Here is a 19,657-nt window from a genome sequence, read left to right on the forward strand (position 1 = left end):
TTGAGTCAAGCCCCGCCGGGACCGGGTGGTCCTGACGGGGCTTCCCCTAGTGCGGAGGGCCGCCTACTTTCTAGTGGCGAAGTAGCTGGTGCATTCTCCTTCACCCTTGAAACCAGGCTCCACGTTGGTGGCCCATCCCCCGTTCAGGCATTCCTGCTTGCCGGTCACAAAGGCCACCCGGTACTCCTTGAGCGTGCCGTTCGGTGCCGCCACAGTGACCGTGGCGACAGGATTCTGCGCTGTTGCCTGCGCCACTGAGACCTTTGCATTTGTATCCAAGGCATAGCCGGCAACGGTGGGTACCGCCGTCGACGCCGTCAGCACCTTGTAGTCAACTGTTCCGGAGTCGAAGCCCATCACGGACTTTTGGTCCACCAGCAGCCGGCCCAAATCAGCACTTCCCGCCTCAGCAAGCCTGGTTCCGGAAATCGCAACCTCGGCAACCTTGGTGTAGGAACCGGGGGTGGCCAGCGAGACGCGGATCCCGCGGGTAGCCACCGGGCTGAACACCACCTTCACAGGGGATGTGGTGGTCAGGCCGGTGATAACACCCGCTGAGGTTTCCTGCCAGGCTCCCTGGGCATCCTGGAACTGGACGCTCAGGCTTTGGGCTGCGTGCTCGGCAAGGGTCACGGTGACCGAATCCACCGTGTAATTGCGGGTGAAGGCGTAGCTCAGGCTGTCACCGTTCCGGCCCCAGCCCACCCAGTTGGACCACCGCGTGGTGGCGTTTCCGTCGCACGTGTTTTTCGGCGCATAGGAGGCTTCCGAGTAACTGGCGGTCGCCGTCGTCGAGGTGTCCTCCTTACAGATATGGGTGCTGGCCACGCGGTCCACCACCAGGATGGTCAGTACAGCATCCAGGGGTTTGGCGCCGTCGACGCCGGTTGCCGCCTTACCGGCGACGGTGACCGTCCCGGTAGATTCCAGTGCCGCGGAAGCCAACGTGCTCCAGTCCCAGGTCACTGCGAGGTTGTTCCTGGCCGTCCCGGTACCGATCTGCCCCGGAACATGGGTGGGAGCAGCTGCCCGGACCTCTGCGACGGTTGAGTTGACGCCCACCGTCAGCGAGACGGGATCGGTAGCGACGTACTTGCCAACGGTGACCACCAGTTGGGCGTCAGTAAATGTCTTGCCGTAGCGGTCGATGCCTGATCCATGCAGGGTCACGGTCCCGCGCTTGTTCCAGACTGCCGGATCCACTGCTTCCCACTGGACGGCGATGGGGCTTCCGGGGCCCTTTTCGTACAGCGGAACAACAGTGCCGGGCAAGGCCGGGGCCACGCCAACGGGAGTGCTGAGGTCAATGCGCCGGGTTCCCTGCAGCACAAGGTCCTCGAGGTCCTCGAAACCCCACGTCTGGTGCGCATTGCTGGTGGCCGTGGCCGTGGATCCGCTGGACGAGGCCAGGGCCACTGGAGAGCCGGCAGCGGTCTGGCTGCCGGAGACCTGGAGCGCGATGGCCGCCGCAGCGTTGACCAGCGTCCATTGCTTCCCGTTTTCGGTGGTCACAATCCACTGTGCCGTCGGCCGGGCCTTGGCCTCCTCCAGGCTCAGCGCAGCCAGACGGGCAGACCCCGACTGGCTGCCGTTCAGGATCCCGCCGTCGCCGGTCAGCACCTTGCCGACCTTGTTGGTCACAACAAACCGCCGGTCATAGGCGTATTCGTCGTCGGCCTTGACGGCGTTGAACGTCCAGAGCTGTGGCGCGATGTCCGTGGCATTGGCGCCGAGGTCCTGAATGGACACAGTGGAGTCCGCCTTTGCCGTAAGGTACTTGCCGCTGGCCTCGCCGCCCACCTGGTAGGTGTGGCCGTCTTTCACCGCAGGGGCGTCCTCTGCCACGCCACTGACGCCGTCCACCAGGAACGTCACCACTGACGCAGCCGGAATCTCCAGCGTCGCCTTCTTTCCTGCACGGTCCACGGAGACCGCAGCTCCCTTGACCAGGGCGTTGCGTTCAATATCCTCAATGGGCGACTTCGTGGTGATCACCGGGGTGACCGTGGCGCCCTCGGCAATGCTGCCGAACTTGGAGAAGTCAATGGTGACTGTCTCGGGCGCCGCGTTGTCATTGAAGTGCACCAGTGTGGCCCCGCTGCCATCTGCCCGCAGTGCGCTCGCGGTCTCCGCATTGTCGTTGGCGATGAGGAAATCCCCGGGACGGATGTAGTGCGTGAAGTTTCGCGTGGTGTTGTATTTCTGGTTTGTCAGGACACGGCACTTGGCGTCCTCGGCGGAGTCGCCGTCGTTCAGCCGGCGGTTGGAGGAGCCCACACGGCCTTCATAGTTGCAGTCGAAGTCCACGTAAATGGAGCCCCAGCCGCCGTTTCCGTGTTCCTGCTTGTAGGTGTCCTCCACCGGCTGCCAGAAGACCCAGGCCTCCGGCTCAAGCTCGCGGAGATCGTTGACCATGCGGCCTGCGATGCCCAGGCCGTTGTTGATGTTGGAGCGGTCCCAACCGCCGGTGGTGTCGCCCAGTGCGGGGTTGCCGCCCCAGGAACCGCCTACTTCACTCATCCAGAGGGGCTTCTGGGTGGACTTGGCGAGGTCCCTGACGCGGCGACGGTCATTGGTGCCATAGGTGTGGACGTTGAGCTGGGCGACGGCGTCCTTTGCCTCCTGGCTGTAGGCATTCCAGTTGTTCATGAACTTGGTGGGATCCGTCTCGTCCATCGCGGAAATGACGGCGTCAGTGGTGGTGCCGTCCTTGGCGAGCTCACCAGCCAGCAGCTTGGTGACGCGGTCCTGCGCGGGCGGGTAGATCAGGGCGCCTTCCTGCTTTTGGGTGTAGGAAGTGGGCGGCTTTCCGGTGGCGTTGTCGATGGTTGTTGACCAGTAGCCGGAGTTCGGCTCGTTGAAGGGGTCAATGGTGTCCACCTTGATGCCGCTGCCCTTTTCCAGCAGCTCGACGGACTTCTTCATGTATGCGGCGAACTTTTGCTCGGCCTGGGGCAGCAGGTTCTCGCCCTTGTTGGTGCTGACCTGGCCTGAGACGTACCCGCTTTTGGTCATGAACCAGGGCGGGGAGTTGCTGAAGGCTTCCCAGTGGGTGATCTGCTGTTCGGCGGCGAGGCGTTCCACCCACCACCGCTGCGTCTTGTCGGCGTCGGGGTTGTAGGAGGAGGGATCGTCCGGGTTCCACTGGTTCAGGAATGCGAGCTTGTTTGCCTGCGCCGGGTCTACAGAACCGTCAGGCCTGTAGAGATTCGAAAGCACGGGCTTCTCTGCACTGGCTTCCGTCACGGGGTTCCACCAGCCCTCCACAGCGCTGCCGTCGTTGAGGTAACTTGCGACGTCGGACGCGCTTCCGCCGCCCACGTTGTAGCGGGCGATGTTGAGGTTCAAACCGTTTTCGCCGAAGACCTTCTGATACAGCTCCTCACGGATCTCCTCCGGGTAACCGCCAGTAGCGTTGGCGAACCACACAAGGCTGGTGCCCCACCCCTGAAAGGCTTTGCCCTTACTGGCGGGATTGGGGGTGATGGTGACAGGTGTGCCCACCGTCTCGGCGGCCGTGGCTGGAGCTTCACTGCCGGAGAAAGCCACCAGTCCCGACGCTGCTGTTGCAGCCATGACGGCCATTGCGGCCGAGCGCCGGAACCGGCCTTCGGAAAACGTCATTGTTCAGCCCTTCATCGTTGGAGAGTGTCTTGATCGGATGGGGGTGTCCGTCAACGACGTCCAGCCGATCCGCTACCCGCCGACGCTATTACCGCCGTCGGCAGCCCACAAGGAATGCGAACATGAACGAACAAACTCGATCATCAACATGCATGGGGAGTTGGCTCATTGTTCGGCACTATTGTTCGGGACCACGAACCGGATCCATACTGGCAAAATGTTGATGGCGGTCCTCTTCGGTGCAGTGGCCTCCAGCGCACTGCTGGTTGGAGCCTTCATCGGAGTGCGGTTCGAGTTGCCTAAGCGGCTTCTGGCCATCCTCCTCTCCTTTGCCTCCGGGGCACTCATTACCGCCCTGACGTTTGAACTTTTCGAGGATGCCTACGAACGGGGCGGGATAGAGCGGGCCGCCATCGGCCTTTTTGCAGGGGCGGCAGTATTCACCGGCCTCAGTGCGCTGCTGGACCGCTGGGCTCAGCCAGGAGCCGGAGGCGCCGCTGCCGACGAGTTCCAGGGGAGTCCTAAACTTGATACCGACGCCGCTGCTTCCGACCGTCCGCCCACTCCTTCGTCTACGCGCGGCGCTGCAGGAATGGCTCTCCTTGCGGCCGTGACCCTGGACGGGGTTCCGGAGAATGTTGCATTGGGCATCTCGCTTGGGGAAGGGACCGGCGGACTGGCCTTGCTCGCCGCGATCTTTGTTTCCAACCTTCCCGAGGCTCTTGTGGGGGCATCATCTATGAAGGCGCAAGGAAAAGCTTCCGGGCTGGTCATCGGGCTGTGGACTGCCTGCGCCGTGCTTTTGGTGCTGGCTGTGGTCCTGGGCGCGGGTCCGCTTTCGGGAAGCGACCCCACAACCATTTCGGTGCCGCTGGCGTTCGCTGCCGGCGCCGTCATCGCTTCCCTAGCCGACACCTTGATGCCCGAGGCGTATGAGCACGGGGGCCCCGCAGTGGCCCTGAGCACTGCCGCTGGCTTTGTGCTTTCCTTTGTTTTGTCCCTCGCCTGAATGATCAAAGCGGCGTGCCTGAAACCCCTCTGCCCCGGCCGAAAGGGACTATTCTGGAGGCTACGGTTCAGCAGTGTGCGGGCCAATGCCTGCCCGAGCCCCGCTGGCGATTCCAGGCCTACCTGTTCAGGCAAGGTGGAGAGGGGTCTGTCCCATGACAAGTGACGCGAAGAAGGAAACAGCGGCGGAGATTGGAGTGCATCTCCAGGATCTGGTGTTGGACAGTTCAGACGTGGGAGAGTTTCTTAATGAGCTTGCGGCCTACTCCGCCGACAGCCTGTCCAAGCCTGGCCTCAGCGTCTACTGCGGCATCACCGTGATCCGGCGGAAACGGGCGCTGACAATTGCCAGCAGCAATGATTGTGCACGGGCCATGGACGAACTGCAGAACACCTTCGGTGAGGGGCCGTGCATGACGGCCATGAAGGAAATGACAACCGTTCATGTGCCCGATCTCCGGGATGAACGGCGTTGGCCGGACTATGTCCATGCTGTGGGAGGTCAGGGCATCCTGTCGATTCTGGGAGTTCCGCTTCCACTGGAAGGGGAAATGCGGGCTGCGCTCAATGTGTACTCGCCGGAAGCCCACGGATTCTCGGGGGAGGACATTGCTGACGCCGAGGATTTTGCCGAGCGAATATCGAAGAGCCTGCGGTTGGCCCTGCGGATCGCGCAGCTGACAGAAGCGCGGAATGACCTTACGGCCGCAATGCAGTCCCGTACCACTATCGACCTGGCAGTCGGAGCCATCATGGCGCAGAACCGGTGCAGCCAGGATGCTGCCCAACAGATGCTGAACAGGGCCTCGAACAGCCGGAACATCAAGCTGCGTGATGTGGCCGCCGGGATCATCGCTTCCATCACAGAGGACGCGGCGGTGCACACCCACTTTGACGAGTAGGGCAGCCCATCCTCCGGAGGCGGCCGGGATCTTGTCGGATTTGCTGCCGAAGGTTAGCCTGATCTCGGGAGCAACGCTCAAGCAGAGTGGGCACAGGCCTCCCATACAGCAGGAGTCCTGTCAGTGTCGACCATCTCCAACCGCTTCATTCCAGGCGGCGCCCACCATCCTTACAGCCAGCGTCTTTGGTGCACTCAATGTCATACCGATCGTTTCCTGATCATCGAGTCCATCAAAGCCTTCGAAGGAGGGGAACGGGATCTCGTCAGGGTTTCCTACACCTGCGGGGAATGTGAATACTTCTACGATCACACTGCCGATGTGTCACAGGTGGCGGCCATCCTGAACCGTCCCGGTCCTCCGAGGTCCTTGGGGGTGTTGCAGTTCGGCGGGGAATACATCCATTGCGGCGAGCCAATGCACGTTGCTGGTTCCGAGCTCCGCAATGCCTATGCCGCAATGAAAACGGAACGGGAACCTGAAGCGCTCCTGGATGTTTACCTCAGGACCCGCGTCCTCAGGTGCAATTGCGGATTCCAGATGGAGATACCTGCCTGAGCGGCTTTCCGCGGTTTCAGGTGTTCCTGTTGGAGTTCTTACCGCCGGTGCCCCCTGCCTCGTGGCTGCCCTCCAGGTCTTCCGCGTAAGGGGCGCGTGGCAACGGGGGGACAGCTTCGATCAGCTCGTTGGCGGCGTAGGCCAGCAGGTCCCGCTGCAGGACGGGCAGGGACAAAAGCCCCTGCAGATACGCGTGGACCTCATATTCGCCCACTGCTCCACCGATGCTGAAGTACGTCAGCCAGAGGTCCGCCGGGGTGATGTCGGCGTATTTCAGCGCCTTCCTTAGCAGGCGGCACTGTTCTTGTTCGTGGGCTTCGAACCCCATCAGTGACTCCTCTACCCGCGGGGCCCCGGTAATGCTGCGATGATCCGACTGCACTCTTCCAAGAGCGTTGTCCTGTCTGCACGGACACGGCTCAGGAGTTGCTGCATTGCGTCCTCGCTGCTCAGCCCGTGCCGTTCCATCAATATGCCGGTTGCCCGGGCGATTGTGTCCCTGCTGTAAAGGGCGGTTTCCAGCGATTCGCTGATGCGGCGGGGCGTTTCAGAACTTTGGATGTTCGCCAGAAGAGTGGCGGCCGGCCCGGCGAAGAGCTGAAGGAGCCGGCTTGTTTCGTCGTTATAAACAGCCGGCAGGGCGGCGTAGATCTTCAGCGCGCCGAGCGATTCTTTCCCTGCCGTCAATGGAGTGCTCAGCACTGAGCGGATGGGAAGATCCTTCATCGCGGCACACCATTCGGGCCACCTGGATTCTCTCCGCACATCCTCGACGAGAATTGTTTCCTCCGCAGCCCAAGCGGTCAGGCATGGGCCTTGCCCCAGTTCGTACTGCGCGGCGTCAGCCTCTTCCACGATTTTGTCCGTGGCTGCGAAGCTGGTGCGTCTGCCCTGCGTATCAAGAAGGGAGATACCGGCACCCAGTGTCCCCGGAATGGCCTGCTTGGCGGCACTGGCGAGCAGCTGTACAGCCCTGTCGACTTTCTCCTCAGTAAGGAGCAGTCCCTTCACCCGGGCGATGACTGAAGAAAGTTCGTCGAGGGGAAGCTGTTTGGACATGATGGCCTCTTGGTCGGATTCGGGGGTGTGGGCTCAGACCCGTTCCAGGGTTCCCCAGCCCACAAGCCGGCTACTTCCAGCATAGCCTCAAGCCCGCTGGGGCGCCGGGAACCGGCTCTGCCATAAGTCTGAATCAAGGTTGAATCAAGAACACGCTTTTGCGGCTTTTGAACCGTGAACACGCTGTAACTTGTTCCCTAAGCCTCCGCTTTCCCCCGAAGACCGGAGTGCCTGGAAGCCCCCGCGCTTGAGCTCAGGCTCGCGTGGGGGCTTCCGTCATTTGGGGGAGTCCACCGGGATGGCGGTCGACGGCGATGGTGGTCAGAGCGGGTCTATTGACCTGTAACCGTAGGGGTTCTCGGCAGGACCGCCGGAGGCACTGTCATGGCCTTCCTGCCAGGCATTCCTTACAGAAGTGACCAGGGCTGCGAGCAGCCCGTAGTAGGGATGGTCGGGGCCCAGGAAAATCATCTCTTCCCGGGCTTTTTCCAGGACCACCTGGATGTCCTTACTCATCTGCCATCTCCTCCTTGATCGGAGTGTCAGTCATTCTGGCCATGAGCGAGGACCTTCGCAATGGCGGTTCCACCAGTCTGTTCCACGTTGGTAGCCACAACAGGATGGCCGCAGTATTGATAAGTACCGCACCTAAAACGTCGCTTGGGTAGTGCACGCCCAGGTACAGGCGGGAGTATGCAACCACCGTGACGAGAACCAGACCCGCGACGGCGCTGACGGTCCGTTGGTGCCGGCTTTGCGCCAGCACCAGGATGGCACCCCAGGCGAGGGCCGCCGCGAACGCCGTGTGCCCGCTGGGGAAACTGTCATGACCGGCTTCTGCGATCAGCGCCTGCGTGGCATCGGCTGGTGGCCTCAGCCGGAGTACGGTGATTTTTCCTATCTCCGAGGACAGCCACCCCATTGAAACCAATGATCCGAACGCGACGGCTTTGAGTGGCTTCTTCAGAATCACCAGGAGCAGGCAGGCCAATGCCAGGATGATGACATTTCCCAGCGGGGAGAAGAGGCTGTGAAGGCCGAGGAACAGCGCTGTGAGGGCGGGGTTTCGTCCGGAAATGAACAGTTGATCCATTGCGAGGTCAGGTCCCGGGGATCCGTAGGTTTTCCCTAGGTATCCCAGCGCAAGAGTCAGAGCGAACAGCGCAAAGGATCCGGCCAGCAACAACCAGCTTTTCCCTGGTACGCCGAGGCAGGGAACGGGTTGACGTGGTTCCTTCATGTCGTCTTTCTGGCACGGAACTGCAGGGAAGGAGGGGTTCAAGTATTCCACCCGAACTGTTCCATGTGAACGTGGGAGGACCCTGACAGAACCGTGGGCGAATGCCTTTTCACCCCGCTGGGCCTCTGGAACGAGGTGGGTGCCGGGCGTATTCTGGAAACACGTTTCACCCCGCAGAGCTGGAGAGCCATGGAGCTGAAAGATAGCCCGAAACTGACTCTTGGTGCGGCCCTCTTAAGGGTCCTCGGATTCGTCGTGGTGAGTGCTCTGTGCGGGGTGCTGGCGGCCGGTTTTGTGGTGCCGGCAGTTGCCTTCACGGGGACGACCGTCAGCAATTCTGTTTCCTTCTTCAACAACCTCCCGGGGGAGCTCAACGTAGACACCCCGTCGCAATCTACGAAGGTTGTGACTTCTGACGGTAAACCCATTGCCACCTTCTATGCCGAGAACCGCGTGCGCGTCCCGTTGGATCAGATCTCACTCCATATGAAGCAAGCGGTTATTGCCATCGAGGACACCCGCTTCTATGAGCACGCGGGCGTTGACCCTCAGGGCATCATGCGGGCATTGACTTCCAACCTCAGCAGCGGGGGGCGCCAGGGTGCGTCCACCATTACCCAGCAATATGTCACCAACGTGCTGAACGAATCCCGGCTGTCCGAAGGAAATACCGAGGAAATCGTGCTCAGCGGCCAGAAAACAATCGGCGACAAGCTGCGCGAGATGAAACTGGCGCTTGAACTTGAGAAGAAGTTCACCAAGGACCAGATCATCGAGGGATACCTCAACATTGTGTTTTTCAATGCCAATGCTTACGGGATAGAAGCAGCATCCCGGTACTTCTTCAGCACGTCCGCCAAGGACCTGACGTTGCCGCAGTCCGCGTTGCTCGCGGGGTTGGTCAACAGTCCCAGCTTCTATGACCCCTCGGTTTACCCGGAAAACGCGCTGCAGCGGCGCAATCAGGTGCTGGGGAAAATGCTTGAAGAGCGAATGATTCAGCAGGCGGACCATGACGCCGCGGTGGCCTCCCCCGTAGAACTCAAAATCACGCCGTCAAAGCAAGGCTGCGCAGGGGCCGAAATGGCTGTATATTTCTGCGACTACGTCTCACACCTGATTCTTAACGACCCCGCATACGGCGCCGATATTTCCGAACGTGAACGCCACCTCTACCGGGGCGGACTGACCATCGTCACCACATTGGACAGCAGGTTGCAGGCTCCGGCGCAGGCCCAAGTGGACTCTACGGCAGTGCCCAATCCTGATAAATGGGGAGCAGCCCTGGTGACGGTCCAGCCCGGAACGGGACGGATCCTGGCCATGGCCCAGAACACCGTTTTTCTCCCTCAGGAAGGAATGTTTGACACCCAGCTAAACTTCAATGTCGATTCCAAGGATGCCAATGGAGCTGACCTTAATGGGGCCGGCGGTTTCCAGCCAGGATCCACAATGAAGCCGTTCACGTTCGCCCAGTGGCTCAATGAAGGCAAATCCATAACGGCTGAGGTGGATGCCTCGCGGCGAACCTATCCGCTTAATTTCCCTTGGCGATCCACTTGCGGGAAGGTTCTGGGCGGTTACAGCACGGCGGAGAAGAATGCCGGCCTTGGCACCGCTGACGACCTGCAGAATGCGGATGAAGGGTACTACCGGAAAATGCCCGTGAACTACGGGCTCTACAACTCCATCAACACCGCCACATTCGCGTCAGCCACCCAGCTGGACTTCTGTGGCATCCAACAGATGGTTGATGCATTAGGGGTGCATAGCGGCCTGGACGGTGCCCAGGTCAACATGCATCAACTGGGCAACCTCCTCGGAGCGATCGGAGTTGCCCCGATGCATTTGGCCAATGCCTTTGCCACCTTCGCCAACGATGGAAAGTACTGCGCCCCCATCGCCATTCTGGACGTTAGCGACGCGAATGGGCGAAAGTTCCCGGCTCAATCAACCAGCTGCCGGGACGCAGTGAAACCCGAGGTTGCGCGCGGCGTGAACTCCGTCTTGCAGGATGTCCTGAAAATCGGGTCAGGGGTACATATCAACCCCAAGATCCACGACAAGTTCCCCACGGCTGCCAAGACCGGAACGTCCAACAACAATGGTGCCAGTTGGGTGGTTGGCTACACCTCGGGACTTTCCACAGCATCGTTCTTTGGGGACACCCTGGAGGGGCAAAGCCGGCCGGGTCACAACCTGACCATCAACGGCAAAACCTATCAGCGCGTGGACGGTTACATGATCGCCGGCCCTCAATGGGTGAACTACATGCTCCAGGTAGCTGGACTCTACCCGGCGGCACCTTTCCCCGGCCCACCGGAATCAATGACGAGGAAACCATAGGACAGCTACCTTGAAGTCAAGGGGCGCTAATCTTGAAGGCTAACCAGCAGTCGGGACGGGAACAAGCCGTGTCCCCGTCTGATCCCTAAGCCAGCGGGCCAGCTTCTTGCCTTTGCCCTTCCACCAGTTGTCCTCGTCCTTGTTGGCATGAAGGCGGAAGACCAGGGCCATCATGATGAAGGTCCCGAATGCCACATCCATCCACGCCCAGAAGGCCGCGTCCATCAGAACCCCCACGGCCGTGACCAGGATCGACGGCAAGGCCAGCGTGCGGAAAACCGTGTTGCCTATGTAGCGCCCCTGAGATCTTGGTACCGAGAGCATGCTCATCAGATCAAAGCAGAGGCAAACCACCACCATGGTCTGTCCGAGGACCAACAGGATCATCCCGGGCAGGCTGCCTCCGAAGGAAGCCAGGGCCGTCAGCCCGGAATTCATGGCGTGACCCTATCTTTGGGGTCTGCGAGCGGATCCATGGGAGCTCCTCGATGATGATGTGACCGTTGACGTGACCGCGGCCGCCGGGTTTCCTGCGGCTATGGACCAAGAATGGCCGGACAAGATCAAAAATCCCCTCGCTTTCGCAAAAAATCACCTCAAGTTCCGGGCCGGCAGGCGTTGGAACTGTCAGCCCCTAGGGTAACCTGCTGGGCTCCAGGGCCAATGCAGTCCGGACCGTTGGCCACGATTGCAGAATCTGCAGGACGTCGGGATTCCGCTCTGAAGCGATGCATTGGGCGTATGACTCCTCCAAGAGCGAGTCCACCATGATCCTTTGCCCGCTTGATGCACTCAGCACCGAGGCCTCCACCATGGCCAGGCTCATGATGTTCTGGTGCACCTGCCCCATGGGCGCGGCCCCCGTCCGGAGCGATGACACGAAGTCCGCGAGCGCGCCCGCTATCTCCTGGCCGGGATCCTCGCTCTCCAGCCCGGCATCAGATTCAAGAATTTCGACGGCGGTTTCCACCAGAGGTTCGTTGTCGCCGTCCCAGATAACGGAGCCATGTTCGCCGCTGATCCGCCACGCGGCGTTCCAGGACGTCTCCAGGCCGGGGCTGCACCAGCTGCCGGTAAAGACGAACCGCTCTCCGCCGGACATTTCGAAAATTGCCGTTGCCCCGGCGTCGCCCTGGTACCAGCTCCAGGACGGGTTGTACTCCTCGCAGAAAACGGAGACCGGATCGGCGTCGAGCAGGAACCTCGCCATGTCGAATTGGTGGATGGCCATGTCCAGCAGGAGCGGATGCTCCATGGCATCCCGGAATCCGCCGAATCGGGGGGCCTTGAAGAAGTCAGCCGAGACTATACCCACGCTCCCGATCGTGGAGGCCAGGCGCTTGGCCGCAAAGAGCTGACGGTTATAGCGCCGGGACTGGCTCACCATAAAGAGCTGTCCGGAAAGCTCGGCAGCAGCCGCCAGGGACATCCCCTGGGCCAGCGTTGAAGCCACCGGCTTCTCGCCCAGCACGGGAAGCCCTGCTGCCAGCGCTTCAGTAGTGACCGGATGGTGCGCGGCCGGGACGGTGACGTTGATGACGGCCTGGGCGCCGACGTCGGCCGCTAACCGGGCAGCGCCCGTTCCCACCGGAACAGGGCGGCCGACCGCCGCGGCGCCTGCACTGGCAGCGGAGAGGTCAAGATCAACGATGCCCACGAGCTCGACGAGAGGGGAAGCTTCCACGGTGTTCAGCCACGCGCGGCCCATACCCCCGGCGCCGACGACGACGACGCGCAGGGGAGTGCCGTCGTCGGGGATGGTAGCAAAAGTGTTACTCACGCCCGGGCTCCCTGGTAGCTCTTGCCGTTGAAGAAATCATTGGTTTCGTAGCGGAGCAGCTCCGGGTACACGCGCTCCGGACGGTCCGTGAGTGCCCACTCCACCGCATTGGAGATCACGCGGCGGACGTCCTTGTGGTGGTAGACGGGGTAGTCCTGGTCGCCCGGGCTGAAGTAAAAGATCTTGCCGTGGCCACGGCGGAACGTGCAGCCGGACCGGAATACTTCCCCTCCGCTGAAGGAGCTGATGAACACCAGCTCCTCAGGAGCCGGAATGTCAAAGAACTCGCCGTACATCTCCTGCTCGTCTATCACGATGGGGTGCGGCACTCCCTTGGCGATGGGGTGGGTGGGATCCACGGTCCACACCAGTTCACGGTCCTGTTCGGAGCGCCAGCGCAGCGTGCAGGAGGTGCCCATGAGCTTTGTAAAGATCTTGGACCAGTGGCCGGAGTGCAGGACGATCAGGCCCATGCCGGAGAGAACATGGCGGTGCACGCGCTCCACCACTTCGTCACTCACATCGCCGTGGGACATATGGCCCCACCAGGTCAGGACGTCGGTGTTGGCGAGGACCTCCTCTGTGAGGCCGTGTTCGGGATCGTCCAAGGTAGCCGTGCGGACGGAGACCCTGCTTCCGAGGTTCTCCTCGATGCCTTCCTTGACGGCGCCGTGCATGCCTTTGGGGTACAGGTGGGCCACGAGTTCGTCGTGCTTCTCGTGCTGGTTTTCGCCCCACACAGTGACGCGGATTTGTGGTGTTGCTTCAGCGGCCGTGGCGCTGGTGGTCATGGTCTCTCCTGGATTGGGTTCGGGGTTTGGGTTCGGGGTTCAGTAGGGGTGGGGGTTGGAACTGCTTATACAGCCGCTTACTTAAACAGCCGCCTATTTGACAGCTCCGCTGGAGGTGCCCGCAGCTATGTACTTCTGTGCCGCAACGAGCAGGATGATGGCAGGAATGGAGGCCAGGACGGCGGTTGCCATCACTGAACTCCAGTCGTTCACGTAGGCCCCGATGTACTGGAAGATGCCCAGGGTGACCGGCCGCACTGCCTCAGTGGTTGTCAGCGTCAGTGCGAAGAGGAAGTCGCTCCATGCGAACAGGAAGGTAAAGAGGCCTGCGGTAATCAGTGAATTGCGGCTTAGCGGAATGACGATGGAGAAGAACGCCCGCAGATGCCCCGCTCCGTCCACTTTTGCCGCTTCGATCACCGAGGAAGGCAGTCCGTTCATGAACGCCCGGATGATCAGGATGGCGAACGGAATTCCGTGAGCCGAATCCGCCAGGATCAGTCCAGGGATCGAGTTCAGCAGTCCCAGATCGTTGTAGGCCGTGTAGAGCGCGTTGGCTACGACGATCCCGGGGATCATCTGGCTGATCAGGATGGCGAACAGCACCACCCCCGCGCCTTTGACCTTGAAGTACGCCAGGGCGTACGCAGCGGGCGCGGCGATTGCCAGGCTGAGCAGCACGCTGCCCAGGGAGATCACCAGGCTCGTCACCAGATTGGGGCCTTGTTCGCGGATAGCCGTGAGATAGCCCGTGAAATCCGGGTTCAGGGGCAGCCAGGTGGTGTCCACCGTGGCACCGTTCGGCTGCAAGGACGCGTTGATCATCCAGTACACCGGGAAGAGCATGATGGCCAGGAACAGAATGGCCAACGCGGTGTACCCCCAGTTCCGGGGCTCAGCCTTCCTCTGGATCTGCTGGGTCTGCTGGGTCATGGTGCTCTCACTCATCGACTGCCCGCCTGCTCGCCCGGAGGTAGAGGACCGCAAACACCAGCGAAATGATCACCAGTACGTTCCCCAGCGCTGCACCTTCGCCGAACTTGAACTCCTGGAAGGACAAGGCATAGGACTGCGTGGCAATGGTTTGCGTCGAGTTGGCGGGACCGCCGTTGGTCAGGCCCAGAATGATGTCCAGCACTTTGAGGGTGTAGACGACGCCGAGCACCAGGACCACGCTGACTACCGGTTTGAGCATGGGCCAGGTGATATGGCGGAAGGCCTTCCAGCCCGTGGCTCCGTCCAGGGAGCCGGCTTCATAGAGTTCGGCAGGAATTTCCTGCAAGCCGCCGTAGAGGATGGTCAGGTTGAACGGAATCCCGATCCAGATGTTTACGCCGACGACGGCGATCAGCGCCAGTGACGTGCTGGTCAGCCAGGGAACGCCTGTGTCGATAATGTTCAGATCGCCGAGGAAGCGGTTCAACGCGCCGCTGTCCTTGTCCAGGATCCAGCGCCAAACCGCGCTGGACACGATCAACGGCAGCAGCCACGGGAGCAGGAGCAGTGAGCGGAGGATCCCGTTGAGCGGAAACTTTCGCTGGAAGAAAATGGCCAGGGCGAGGCCGATCACAAACTGCCCCAGGATGGATCCGATGGTGAACAACGCCGTATTCAGGAGGGACGTTGAGAACAACGACGACGACAGTACAGTGACGTAGTTCTGCACGCCTACCCAGGGGGCTTCTCCGGTGAAGAAGGTTGCCGTGGTGTAGTCCTGGAAGCTCATGATGACGTTCTTCACTACGGGGTAGCCAAAGAACAGGGCCATGTACACGACGGCAGGCACCAGGAAGAGCCATTGGAAGAGGCGTTCTTTTCGATGGCGGTTGCGTCGGCGCGGAACCAGGGGTGTTTGATCCACCCCCGGCTTTTGCTGCGTGGATGGCGCCTTCGACGGCGACAAGTCAGCGGCTAGTGACATGACTTCCTCTTACTGGCCCTGGGCTTGCTTGAGTGCATCAGCGGGCGAGGCGCTCCCCGTCAGCGCCGCCTGGATGGCGGTGTAGATCTTGGTTGCCTGGGCGGGCCACCCGTCACCGAGCTGGCCGGTACGCGCCCTGGCGGTCTTGACGAGCTCAGTGAACGTTGCCAGCTTGGGGTTTTCCTGGGCAAAGGTCTCCGCCAACGAGGTCTTGGACGGAATGGTATTCCGGGCCTTTGCCATAGACAGCTGGTTTTCGTCGCTGTTCAGGCAGGAAACGATCTCCGCGGCTTTGGCCTGGCGGGCCTTGTTGCCCGTTTGAGGAACGGTCCAAACTTCTCCGCCCAGAGGAGCAACCGCCGTCTGGCCGGCATCGCGGACGGGAATCTTTACCACGCCGTACTGCAGCGAGGGCTGCTTGTTGAGCGCCGGGATCTGCCAGGGTCCATTGACCATCATGGCGGCCTTGCCTGCCAGGAACTGATCGTTGACATCGGCCTGGGTCCAGTTCAGGGCCGACGAGGAGACTGAGCCGTCCTTCACCAGATCTGTCCACAGCTGCAATGCCTGGGCAGTCTCCGGGGTGTTGATGTTTTTCTCATCGCCGCCGTTGGACCACATCACGGGGAGGAATTGCCACGTGCCCTCATACGTTGGGTTGGCGTTGAAGGCCAAGCCGTATTGGTCTCCTTCGGTCAGCTTTGCTGCTGCAGCTTCCAGTTCATCCCACGTCGTAGGGGGAGTGACGCCTGCCTTGGCCAGGATGTCCTTGTTGTAGAAAAGGGCAATGGTGTTGACTGTGGGGGCGAGGCCATAGACCTTGTCCTTGTAGGTTCCCGCACTCAGGACACCGGCAGCGAAGTCTTCAGTGCTTATCTTGAAGTCCGACAACGGCGCCAAAGCACCGGTAGCAGCGATTTGTTGCAGATCAGGGTTGTCCAGCATGAGTACATCCGGCAGTGTTTTCGAGGATGACTGCTGGAGGACCTTGGAGATCAGGGATTTGCCCGGCACCGTTTCCCGCTTGAGCGTGACTCCGGCCTTCGACGCGCAACTGTTCAGGGCATCGCCGATGAACGACTTGTCCGGCTCGTTGTTGTAGTAGTCCATCACGGAGATTTCCGAAACATTTTCAGAACTGGAGGAGGCAGAAGGTGCCCCACACCCGGCGAGCAGGAGTGGAAGGCCCACAAGGGCTGTGACGGCGGTGGCAAGGGGCCTGTTCCGGGTGAATGCTGACTTCATTGTCTGTCCTTCTTGATAGTGGTGCTCCCCGTGACATCTCTTGGAATCAGTAGGGAGGAATCTGTTGTTAGTTTTATTGAAATGGTTCGTCGATGCGTATCGATGATTTCAAAATGCAGCGGTTGTGGAGACAGTGGGTTGGTATGGTCTAGCTTGCTCTGGCGTTGTCGGTGCGGATGACGCTGGATCTGTGCATAATCATGGGCGGCACCAGCTCCAGGGATTCATGAGGCCCCTCTAAGCCGGATTCGAGCAGATTGCAGATAATCTCCACCGCCCTGCGAGACACTTCGCGGGCCCGGAGGTCGATGGTTGACAAGGGTACGGGTTGGAGTTCCGCCTGCTTCGGCGATGCGCTGCCGATGACCGACACGTTTGTTCCCGGCGTCAGCCCGCGGGCGGAGAGAGTCCGGAGCAGAATCTCCTGCACTGTTCCCTCCGGGGCTATGAAAGCCGGCTGCCCGGTGGTCTGGGCAAGTACTGCATCCACCGACTTGGAAATGGTTTTAAGGTCGGTTCCACCGACCACGTGGAGCAGCTTCACTCCCAGCTCCTTTGCTGCCTGGTTGGTGCCCCGCACGAAGCGCTCGACGTAGTTGACCTCACGTTCCACTACCTCAGGCTGCCAGGCGATGACTCCCATGGTGGTGTGTCCGGCTGCGGCGAGATCTCTCACTGCCAATTGCCCGGCCAGTTCAAAGTCGGCGTCGATGCAAACAAGGCCGGAAGTATCACGCGGAATCCCGATTAGTACTACCGGAACCTTCAACGCGCGGGCAACGGGAAGCCGTTCGTCCTCTCCCGCCACTTGCATCAGGATCAGACCGTCACAGATTTGTTGCCCGACGACGCGGCGGAGCCCGTCTGCGCCTTCATCTTCCGTCACCAGGAGGATGTCGTGGTCGTGCTGCCTGGCGGTTGATGCGATGCATGAGACAAATTCCATGAGCGAGGCCATATGCAGTTCCGGAATGAAGGGAATGACCAGGCCGATGACACGGGTCCGGCGGCTCGCTAAGGCGCGGGCTCCGGCGTTGGGGTGGTAGGTGAGCTGTGCAATTGCAGCCTCGACCTTTTTTCTTGTCTTGTCCGAGATCGGGCGTTTACCGCTCAACACGTAAGAGACAGTACTTTGGGCTACGCCCGCGGCGAGGGCAACATCCTTGCTGGTTGGCATGGATTCTGTCTCCCCCCGTTGTCGATACTTCGGCTGAACGCATCTGGATGCTCATCTATACGCGTTGTCGATACGCATCGTCGATGCGCATCGAGAAAAAGTATGGCACGCATCACTTGAGCAATGCAATGGTCAATTCAGGAATCAGCGATAACCCAGGCAGTTGTATCCACTGGGAGCATCCCCTGGACCAGCGGTCCGCTGGTGATCACGGGGTCACCCTCCGGCAGCGTGGCCGGTTCAGGTCCGAAATTGGTCACGCTGTGCCAGCCTCCAGGGCGCACGAAATGCAGCACATCCGGACGCGGCCCACTTACCCAACTGAGCTTCTCGGCAGACCGCAGGCTTCTGCGCAGCAGGAGCGCCCTCCGGTAGAGGTTCAGGGTGGAGTCGGGGTCAGCTTCCTGGCAGTCCACGGACAAAGGACCGAACCACCCCGGCTGGGGCAGGTGCGGTTGGGTATTGCTGAAACCGAAGAAAGGGGCATCGCCGGCCCAGGGGAGAGGAACCCTGCAACCATCCCGGCCTTTTTCACGGCGGCCGGTCCGAATCCAGATGGGATCCTGCAGGACGTTTTCGGGGAGGTCCGCAACCTCGAACAGGCCCAGTTCCTCGCCTTGGTACAGGTAGGAGGAGCCGGGAAGGGCAAGCATCAGCAGCGTTGCGGCACGCGCCCGTGGTAGCCCTACTTCTCTATCCTCTCCAGGGGACGATCCGCCAGACCGAAGCCACGCCTGAAAATCGATTCCGGGTGGCAGCCCATAGCGGGAGGCGTGCCGGACGACGTCGTGGCTGGAAAGAACCCACGTGGAAGACGCCCCGGAAAGTCCGGCTTCCGCGAGGTTGGTGGTGATGATGGTCCGGAATGTCTCCGGCTCCCAGTTGGCCTCGAGGAGATCGAAGTTGAATGCCTGGCCCAGGCCGGTGGACCTCGCATAGAGAGCCCTCCGCGGCGCAGTGGGAGCCCACGCTTCCGCGACTGCTGCCCGCGGCGGATCGTACTCGTTCAACACTTTGCGCCACTCCGCGAAGATGATGTGGACATCGTCGCGGTCAAACAAAGGGTCAGTGCCGTCGTCGGGCGCCGCATGGGGGTCGGACGTGGGCCTGCTCCTGAGCGGTTCGGACAGATCCTTGGCCATGCCGTGGGCAACGTCGACCCGGAAGCCGTCCACTCCCCGGTCTGACCAGAAGCGAAGCGTCGTCAGGAAGTACTCGCGAACCTCAGGATTGTCCCAGTTGAAGTCAGGCTGCTCCGGCGTGAAGAGATGAAGGTACCACTGGCCATCCGGCACCCGTGTCCAGGCGCTTCCACCGAAATGTGAGAGCCAGTCCGACGGCGGCTGGGAGCCGCCTGGGCCGGTTCCGTTCCGGAAGATGTAGCGCCCGCGCGCGGCTGAACCGGGTGAGGCAGCGAGCGCTTCCTGGAACCAGACATGCCGGTTGGAGGAATGGTTGGGAACAATGTCCACGATCAGGCGGATCCCCACCTGGTGAAGGGCGGCCAGCAGCTCATCGAAGTCTTTGAGCGTGCCCAACCTGGGGTCCACGTCCCTGTAATCGTCAACGTCATAGCCGCCGTCGGCCAGCGCAGAGGGATAAAAGGGGCTCAGCCACACCGCCTCGATTCCCAGCGACTGCAGATAGGAAACCTTCGCGGTGATGCCGGGGAGGTCGCCCAGACCGTCCTCATTGGAGTCCGCGAAACTGCGGGGGTAGATCTGGTAGACAGCCGCCTGGCGCCACCAATCGGCATCGGTACTCAGGCCTGTCTGGTGGAACTCCGCGTTCATGTGGACCATCCTATGGTGCCTGCCCGGCCGGAAAAGGCGTGAGGCGGGCTGGTTTCCGCAGGTTTTCGCCTGCGTTTCCCCACCTTGGGCCGGGCTTGCCAATTCGCTGTCAAGGATCCTGCAAGGGTTCCGCAAGGTTCCGGAAAGAGGCAAAAGGGTTGCCTACTCTGGAATTACCCCCAGAGCGCAATGAGCATTTCCCTCCTCCATATT

Annotated in this window: 17 protein-coding genes; 4 read left to right on the forward strand and 13 right to left on the reverse strand. The window is 61.1% G+C overall.

Features of this window, described 5'->3' with window-relative positions; translation table 11 throughout:
- Positions 1 to 63: 63 nt before the first annotated feature.
- Entirely contained in the window at positions 64 to 3,624 is a 3,561-nt protein-coding gene (locus tag M1E02_RS03460; protein WP_479376772.1) for a discoidin domain-containing protein, read from the reverse strand.
- Between the two features lie 217 nt (positions 3,625 to 3,841).
- Here M1E02_RS03460 and M1E02_RS03465 point away from each other — a divergent pair, with 217 nt between their 5' ends.
- The 3 genes from M1E02_RS03465 (at position 3,842) to M1E02_RS03475 (ending at position 6,092) form a co-directional block, all read left to right on the forward strand.
- Positions 3,842 to 4,633 carry a ZIP family metal transporter gene (locus M1E02_RS03465; protein WP_479376773.1) on the forward strand — a complete coding sequence of 264 codons (792 nt, stop codon included), beginning with the start codon at positions 3,842 to 3,844 and terminating at the stop codon, positions 4,631 to 4,633.
- Positions 4,634 to 4,787: 154 nt separating this feature from the next.
- Positions 4,788 to 5,534, forward strand: coding sequence for an ANTAR domain-containing protein (locus tag M1E02_RS03470; RefSeq protein ID WP_479376774.1), 747 nt, complete (start codon positions 4,788 to 4,790; stop codon positions 5,532 to 5,534).
- 123 nt (positions 5,535 to 5,657) lie between these two features.
- Positions 5,658 to 6,092, forward strand: coding sequence for a hypothetical protein (locus tag M1E02_RS03475; protein WP_479376775.1), 435 nt, complete (start codon positions 5,658 to 5,660; stop codon positions 6,090 to 6,092).
- 16 nt (positions 6,093 to 6,108) lie between these two features.
- Here the strand turns inward: M1E02_RS03475 and M1E02_RS03480 are convergent, their stop codons facing one another.
- The 4 genes from M1E02_RS03480 to M1E02_RS03495 all read right to left on the reverse strand — a co-directional run bounded on the left by M1E02_RS03480 (position 6,109) and on the right by M1E02_RS03495 (position 8,391).
- The gene (locus tag M1E02_RS03480) at positions 6,109 to 6,420 is read right to left on the reverse strand and encodes a hypothetical protein (protein WP_479376776.1); all 312 of its coding nucleotides are present in this window, start codon (positions 6,418 to 6,420) and stop codon (positions 6,109 to 6,111) included.
- Positions 6,421 to 6,431: 11 nt separating this feature from the next.
- On the reverse strand, positions 6,432 to 7,151 hold the full coding sequence (locus M1E02_RS03485; protein WP_479376777.1) for a GAF and ANTAR domain-containing protein: 720 nt from the start codon (positions 7,149 to 7,151) through the stop codon (positions 6,432 to 6,434).
- A 321-nt stretch (positions 7,152 to 7,472) separates the two neighbouring features.
- A complete protein-coding gene (locus M1E02_RS03490) occupies positions 7,473 to 7,667 on the reverse strand; it encodes a hypothetical protein (protein ID WP_479376778.1) in 195 nt (64 codons plus the stop codon).
- Positions 7,660 to 8,391 (reverse strand): phosphatase PAP2 family protein, encoded by a 732-nt coding sequence (locus M1E02_RS03495; RefSeq protein ID WP_479376779.1) that lies wholly within the window; start codon positions 8,389 to 8,391, stop codon positions 7,660 to 7,662. Before M1E02_RS03495 ends, M1E02_RS03490 begins: the two co-directional genes overlap by 8 nt.
- Positions 8,392 to 8,580: 189 nt before the next feature.
- Between M1E02_RS03495 and M1E02_RS03500 the strand changes: the two genes are divergently transcribed.
- Complete coding sequence (locus tag M1E02_RS03500; RefSeq protein ID WP_479378047.1) at positions 8,581 to 10,737, forward strand: transglycosylase domain-containing protein; 2,157 nt, start codon at positions 8,581 to 8,583, stop codon at positions 10,735 to 10,737.
- Positions 10,738 to 10,776: 39 nt separating this feature from the next.
- Here M1E02_RS03500 and M1E02_RS03505 read toward each other — a convergent pair whose 3' ends face one another.
- The 8 genes from M1E02_RS03505 to M1E02_RS03540 all read right to left on the reverse strand — a co-directional run bounded on the left by M1E02_RS03505 (position 10,777) and on the right by M1E02_RS03540 (position 19,444).
- Positions 10,777 to 11,175 (reverse strand): hypothetical protein, encoded by a 399-nt coding sequence (locus M1E02_RS03505; protein WP_479376780.1) that lies wholly within the window; start codon positions 11,173 to 11,175, stop codon positions 10,777 to 10,779.
- Between the two features lie 196 nt (positions 11,176 to 11,371).
- Positions 11,372 to 12,517 (reverse strand): Gfo/Idh/MocA family protein, encoded by a 1,146-nt coding sequence (locus M1E02_RS03510; protein WP_479376781.1) that lies wholly within the window; start codon positions 12,515 to 12,517, stop codon positions 11,372 to 11,374.
- Positions 12,514 to 13,308 (reverse strand): ThuA domain-containing protein, encoded by a 795-nt coding sequence (locus tag M1E02_RS03515; RefSeq protein WP_479376782.1) that lies wholly within the window; start codon positions 13,306 to 13,308, stop codon positions 12,514 to 12,516. Before M1E02_RS03515 ends, M1E02_RS03510 begins: the two co-directional genes overlap by 4 nt.
- 93 nt (positions 13,309 to 13,401) lie before the next feature.
- Positions 13,402 to 14,256, reverse strand: coding sequence for a carbohydrate ABC transporter permease (locus M1E02_RS03520; protein ID WP_479376783.1), 855 nt, complete (start codon positions 14,254 to 14,256; stop codon positions 13,402 to 13,404).
- A complete protein-coding gene (locus tag M1E02_RS03525) occupies positions 14,249 to 15,229 on the reverse strand; it encodes a carbohydrate ABC transporter permease (protein ID WP_479376784.1) in 981 nt (326 codons plus the stop codon). The genes M1E02_RS03520 and M1E02_RS03525 overlap by 8 nt, the downstream gene beginning before the upstream one ends.
- A 9-nt stretch (positions 15,230 to 15,238) precedes the next feature.
- The gene (locus M1E02_RS03530; protein WP_479376785.1) at positions 15,239 to 16,474 is read right to left on the reverse strand and encodes a sugar ABC transporter substrate-binding protein; all 1,236 of its coding nucleotides are present in this window, start codon (positions 16,472 to 16,474) and stop codon (positions 15,239 to 15,241) included.
- Positions 16,475 to 16,622: 148 nt separating this feature from the next.
- A complete protein-coding gene (locus tag M1E02_RS03535; protein ID WP_479376786.1) occupies positions 16,623 to 17,651 on the reverse strand; it encodes a LacI family DNA-binding transcriptional regulator in 1,029 nt (342 codons plus the stop codon).
- A 137-nt stretch (positions 17,652 to 17,788) separates the two neighbouring features.
- Positions 17,789 to 19,444, reverse strand: coding sequence for a glycoside hydrolase family 13 protein (locus M1E02_RS03540; RefSeq protein WP_479376787.1), 1,656 nt, complete (start codon positions 19,442 to 19,444; stop codon positions 17,789 to 17,791).
- Positions 19,445 to 19,657 lie beyond the last annotated feature (213 nt).

It is taken from the genome of Arthrobacter sp. Z5-13 (assembly GCF_056499105.1).

Bases quoted from the DNA above. Each gene is read 5' to 3' on its own strand.
- M1E02_RS03460 (WP_479376772.1), bottom strand. From the start codon at position 3,624: ATGACGTTTTCCGAAGGCCGGTTCCGGCGCTCGGCCGCAATGGCCGTC.
- M1E02_RS03465 (WP_479376773.1), top strand. From the start codon at position 3,842: ATGTTGATGGCGGTCCTCTTCGGTGCAGTGGCCTCCAGCGCACTGCTG.
- M1E02_RS03470 (WP_479376774.1), top strand. From the start codon at position 4,788: ATGACAAGTGACGCGAAGAAGGAAACAGCGGCGGAGATTGGAGTGCAT.
- M1E02_RS03480 (WP_479376776.1), bottom strand. From the start codon at position 6,420: ATGGGGTTCGAAGCCCACGAACAAGAACAGTGCCGCCTGCTAAGGAAG.
- M1E02_RS03485 (WP_479376777.1), bottom strand. From the start codon at position 7,151: ATGTCCAAACAGCTTCCCCTCGACGAACTTTCTTCAGTCATCGCCCGG.
- M1E02_RS03490 (WP_479376778.1), bottom strand. From the start codon at position 7,667: ATGAGTAAGGACATCCAGGTGGTCCTGGAAAAAGCCCGGGAAGAGATG.
- M1E02_RS03495 (WP_479376779.1), bottom strand. From the start codon at position 8,391: ATGAAGGAACCACGTCAACCCGTTCCCTGCCTCGGCGTACCAGGGAAA.
- M1E02_RS03500 (WP_479378047.1), top strand. From the start codon at position 8,581: ATGGAGCTGAAAGATAGCCCGAAACTGACTCTTGGTGCGGCCCTCTTA.
- M1E02_RS03505 (WP_479376780.1), bottom strand. From the start codon at position 11,175: ATGAATTCCGGGCTGACGGCCCTGGCTTCCTTCGGAGGCAGCCTGCCC.
- M1E02_RS03515 (WP_479376782.1), bottom strand. From the start codon at position 13,308: ATGACCACCAGCGCCACGGCCGCTGAAGCAACACCACAAATCCGCGTC.
- M1E02_RS03520 (WP_479376783.1), bottom strand. From the start codon at position 14,256: ATGAGTGAGAGCACCATGACCCAGCAGACCCAGCAGATCCAGAGGAAG.
- M1E02_RS03525 (WP_479376784.1), bottom strand. From the start codon at position 15,229: ATGTCACTAGCCGCTGACTTGTCGCCGTCGAAGGCGCCATCCACGCAG.
- M1E02_RS03530 (WP_479376785.1), bottom strand. From the start codon at position 16,474: ATGAAGTCAGCATTCACCCGGAACAGGCCCCTTGCCACCGCCGTCACA.
- M1E02_RS03535 (WP_479376786.1), bottom strand. From the start codon at position 17,651: ATGCCAACCAGCAAGGATGTTGCCCTCGCCGCGGGCGTAGCCCAAAGT.
- M1E02_RS03540 (WP_479376787.1), bottom strand. From the start codon at position 19,444: ATGAACGCGGAGTTCCACCAGACAGGCCTGAGTACCGATGCCGATTGG.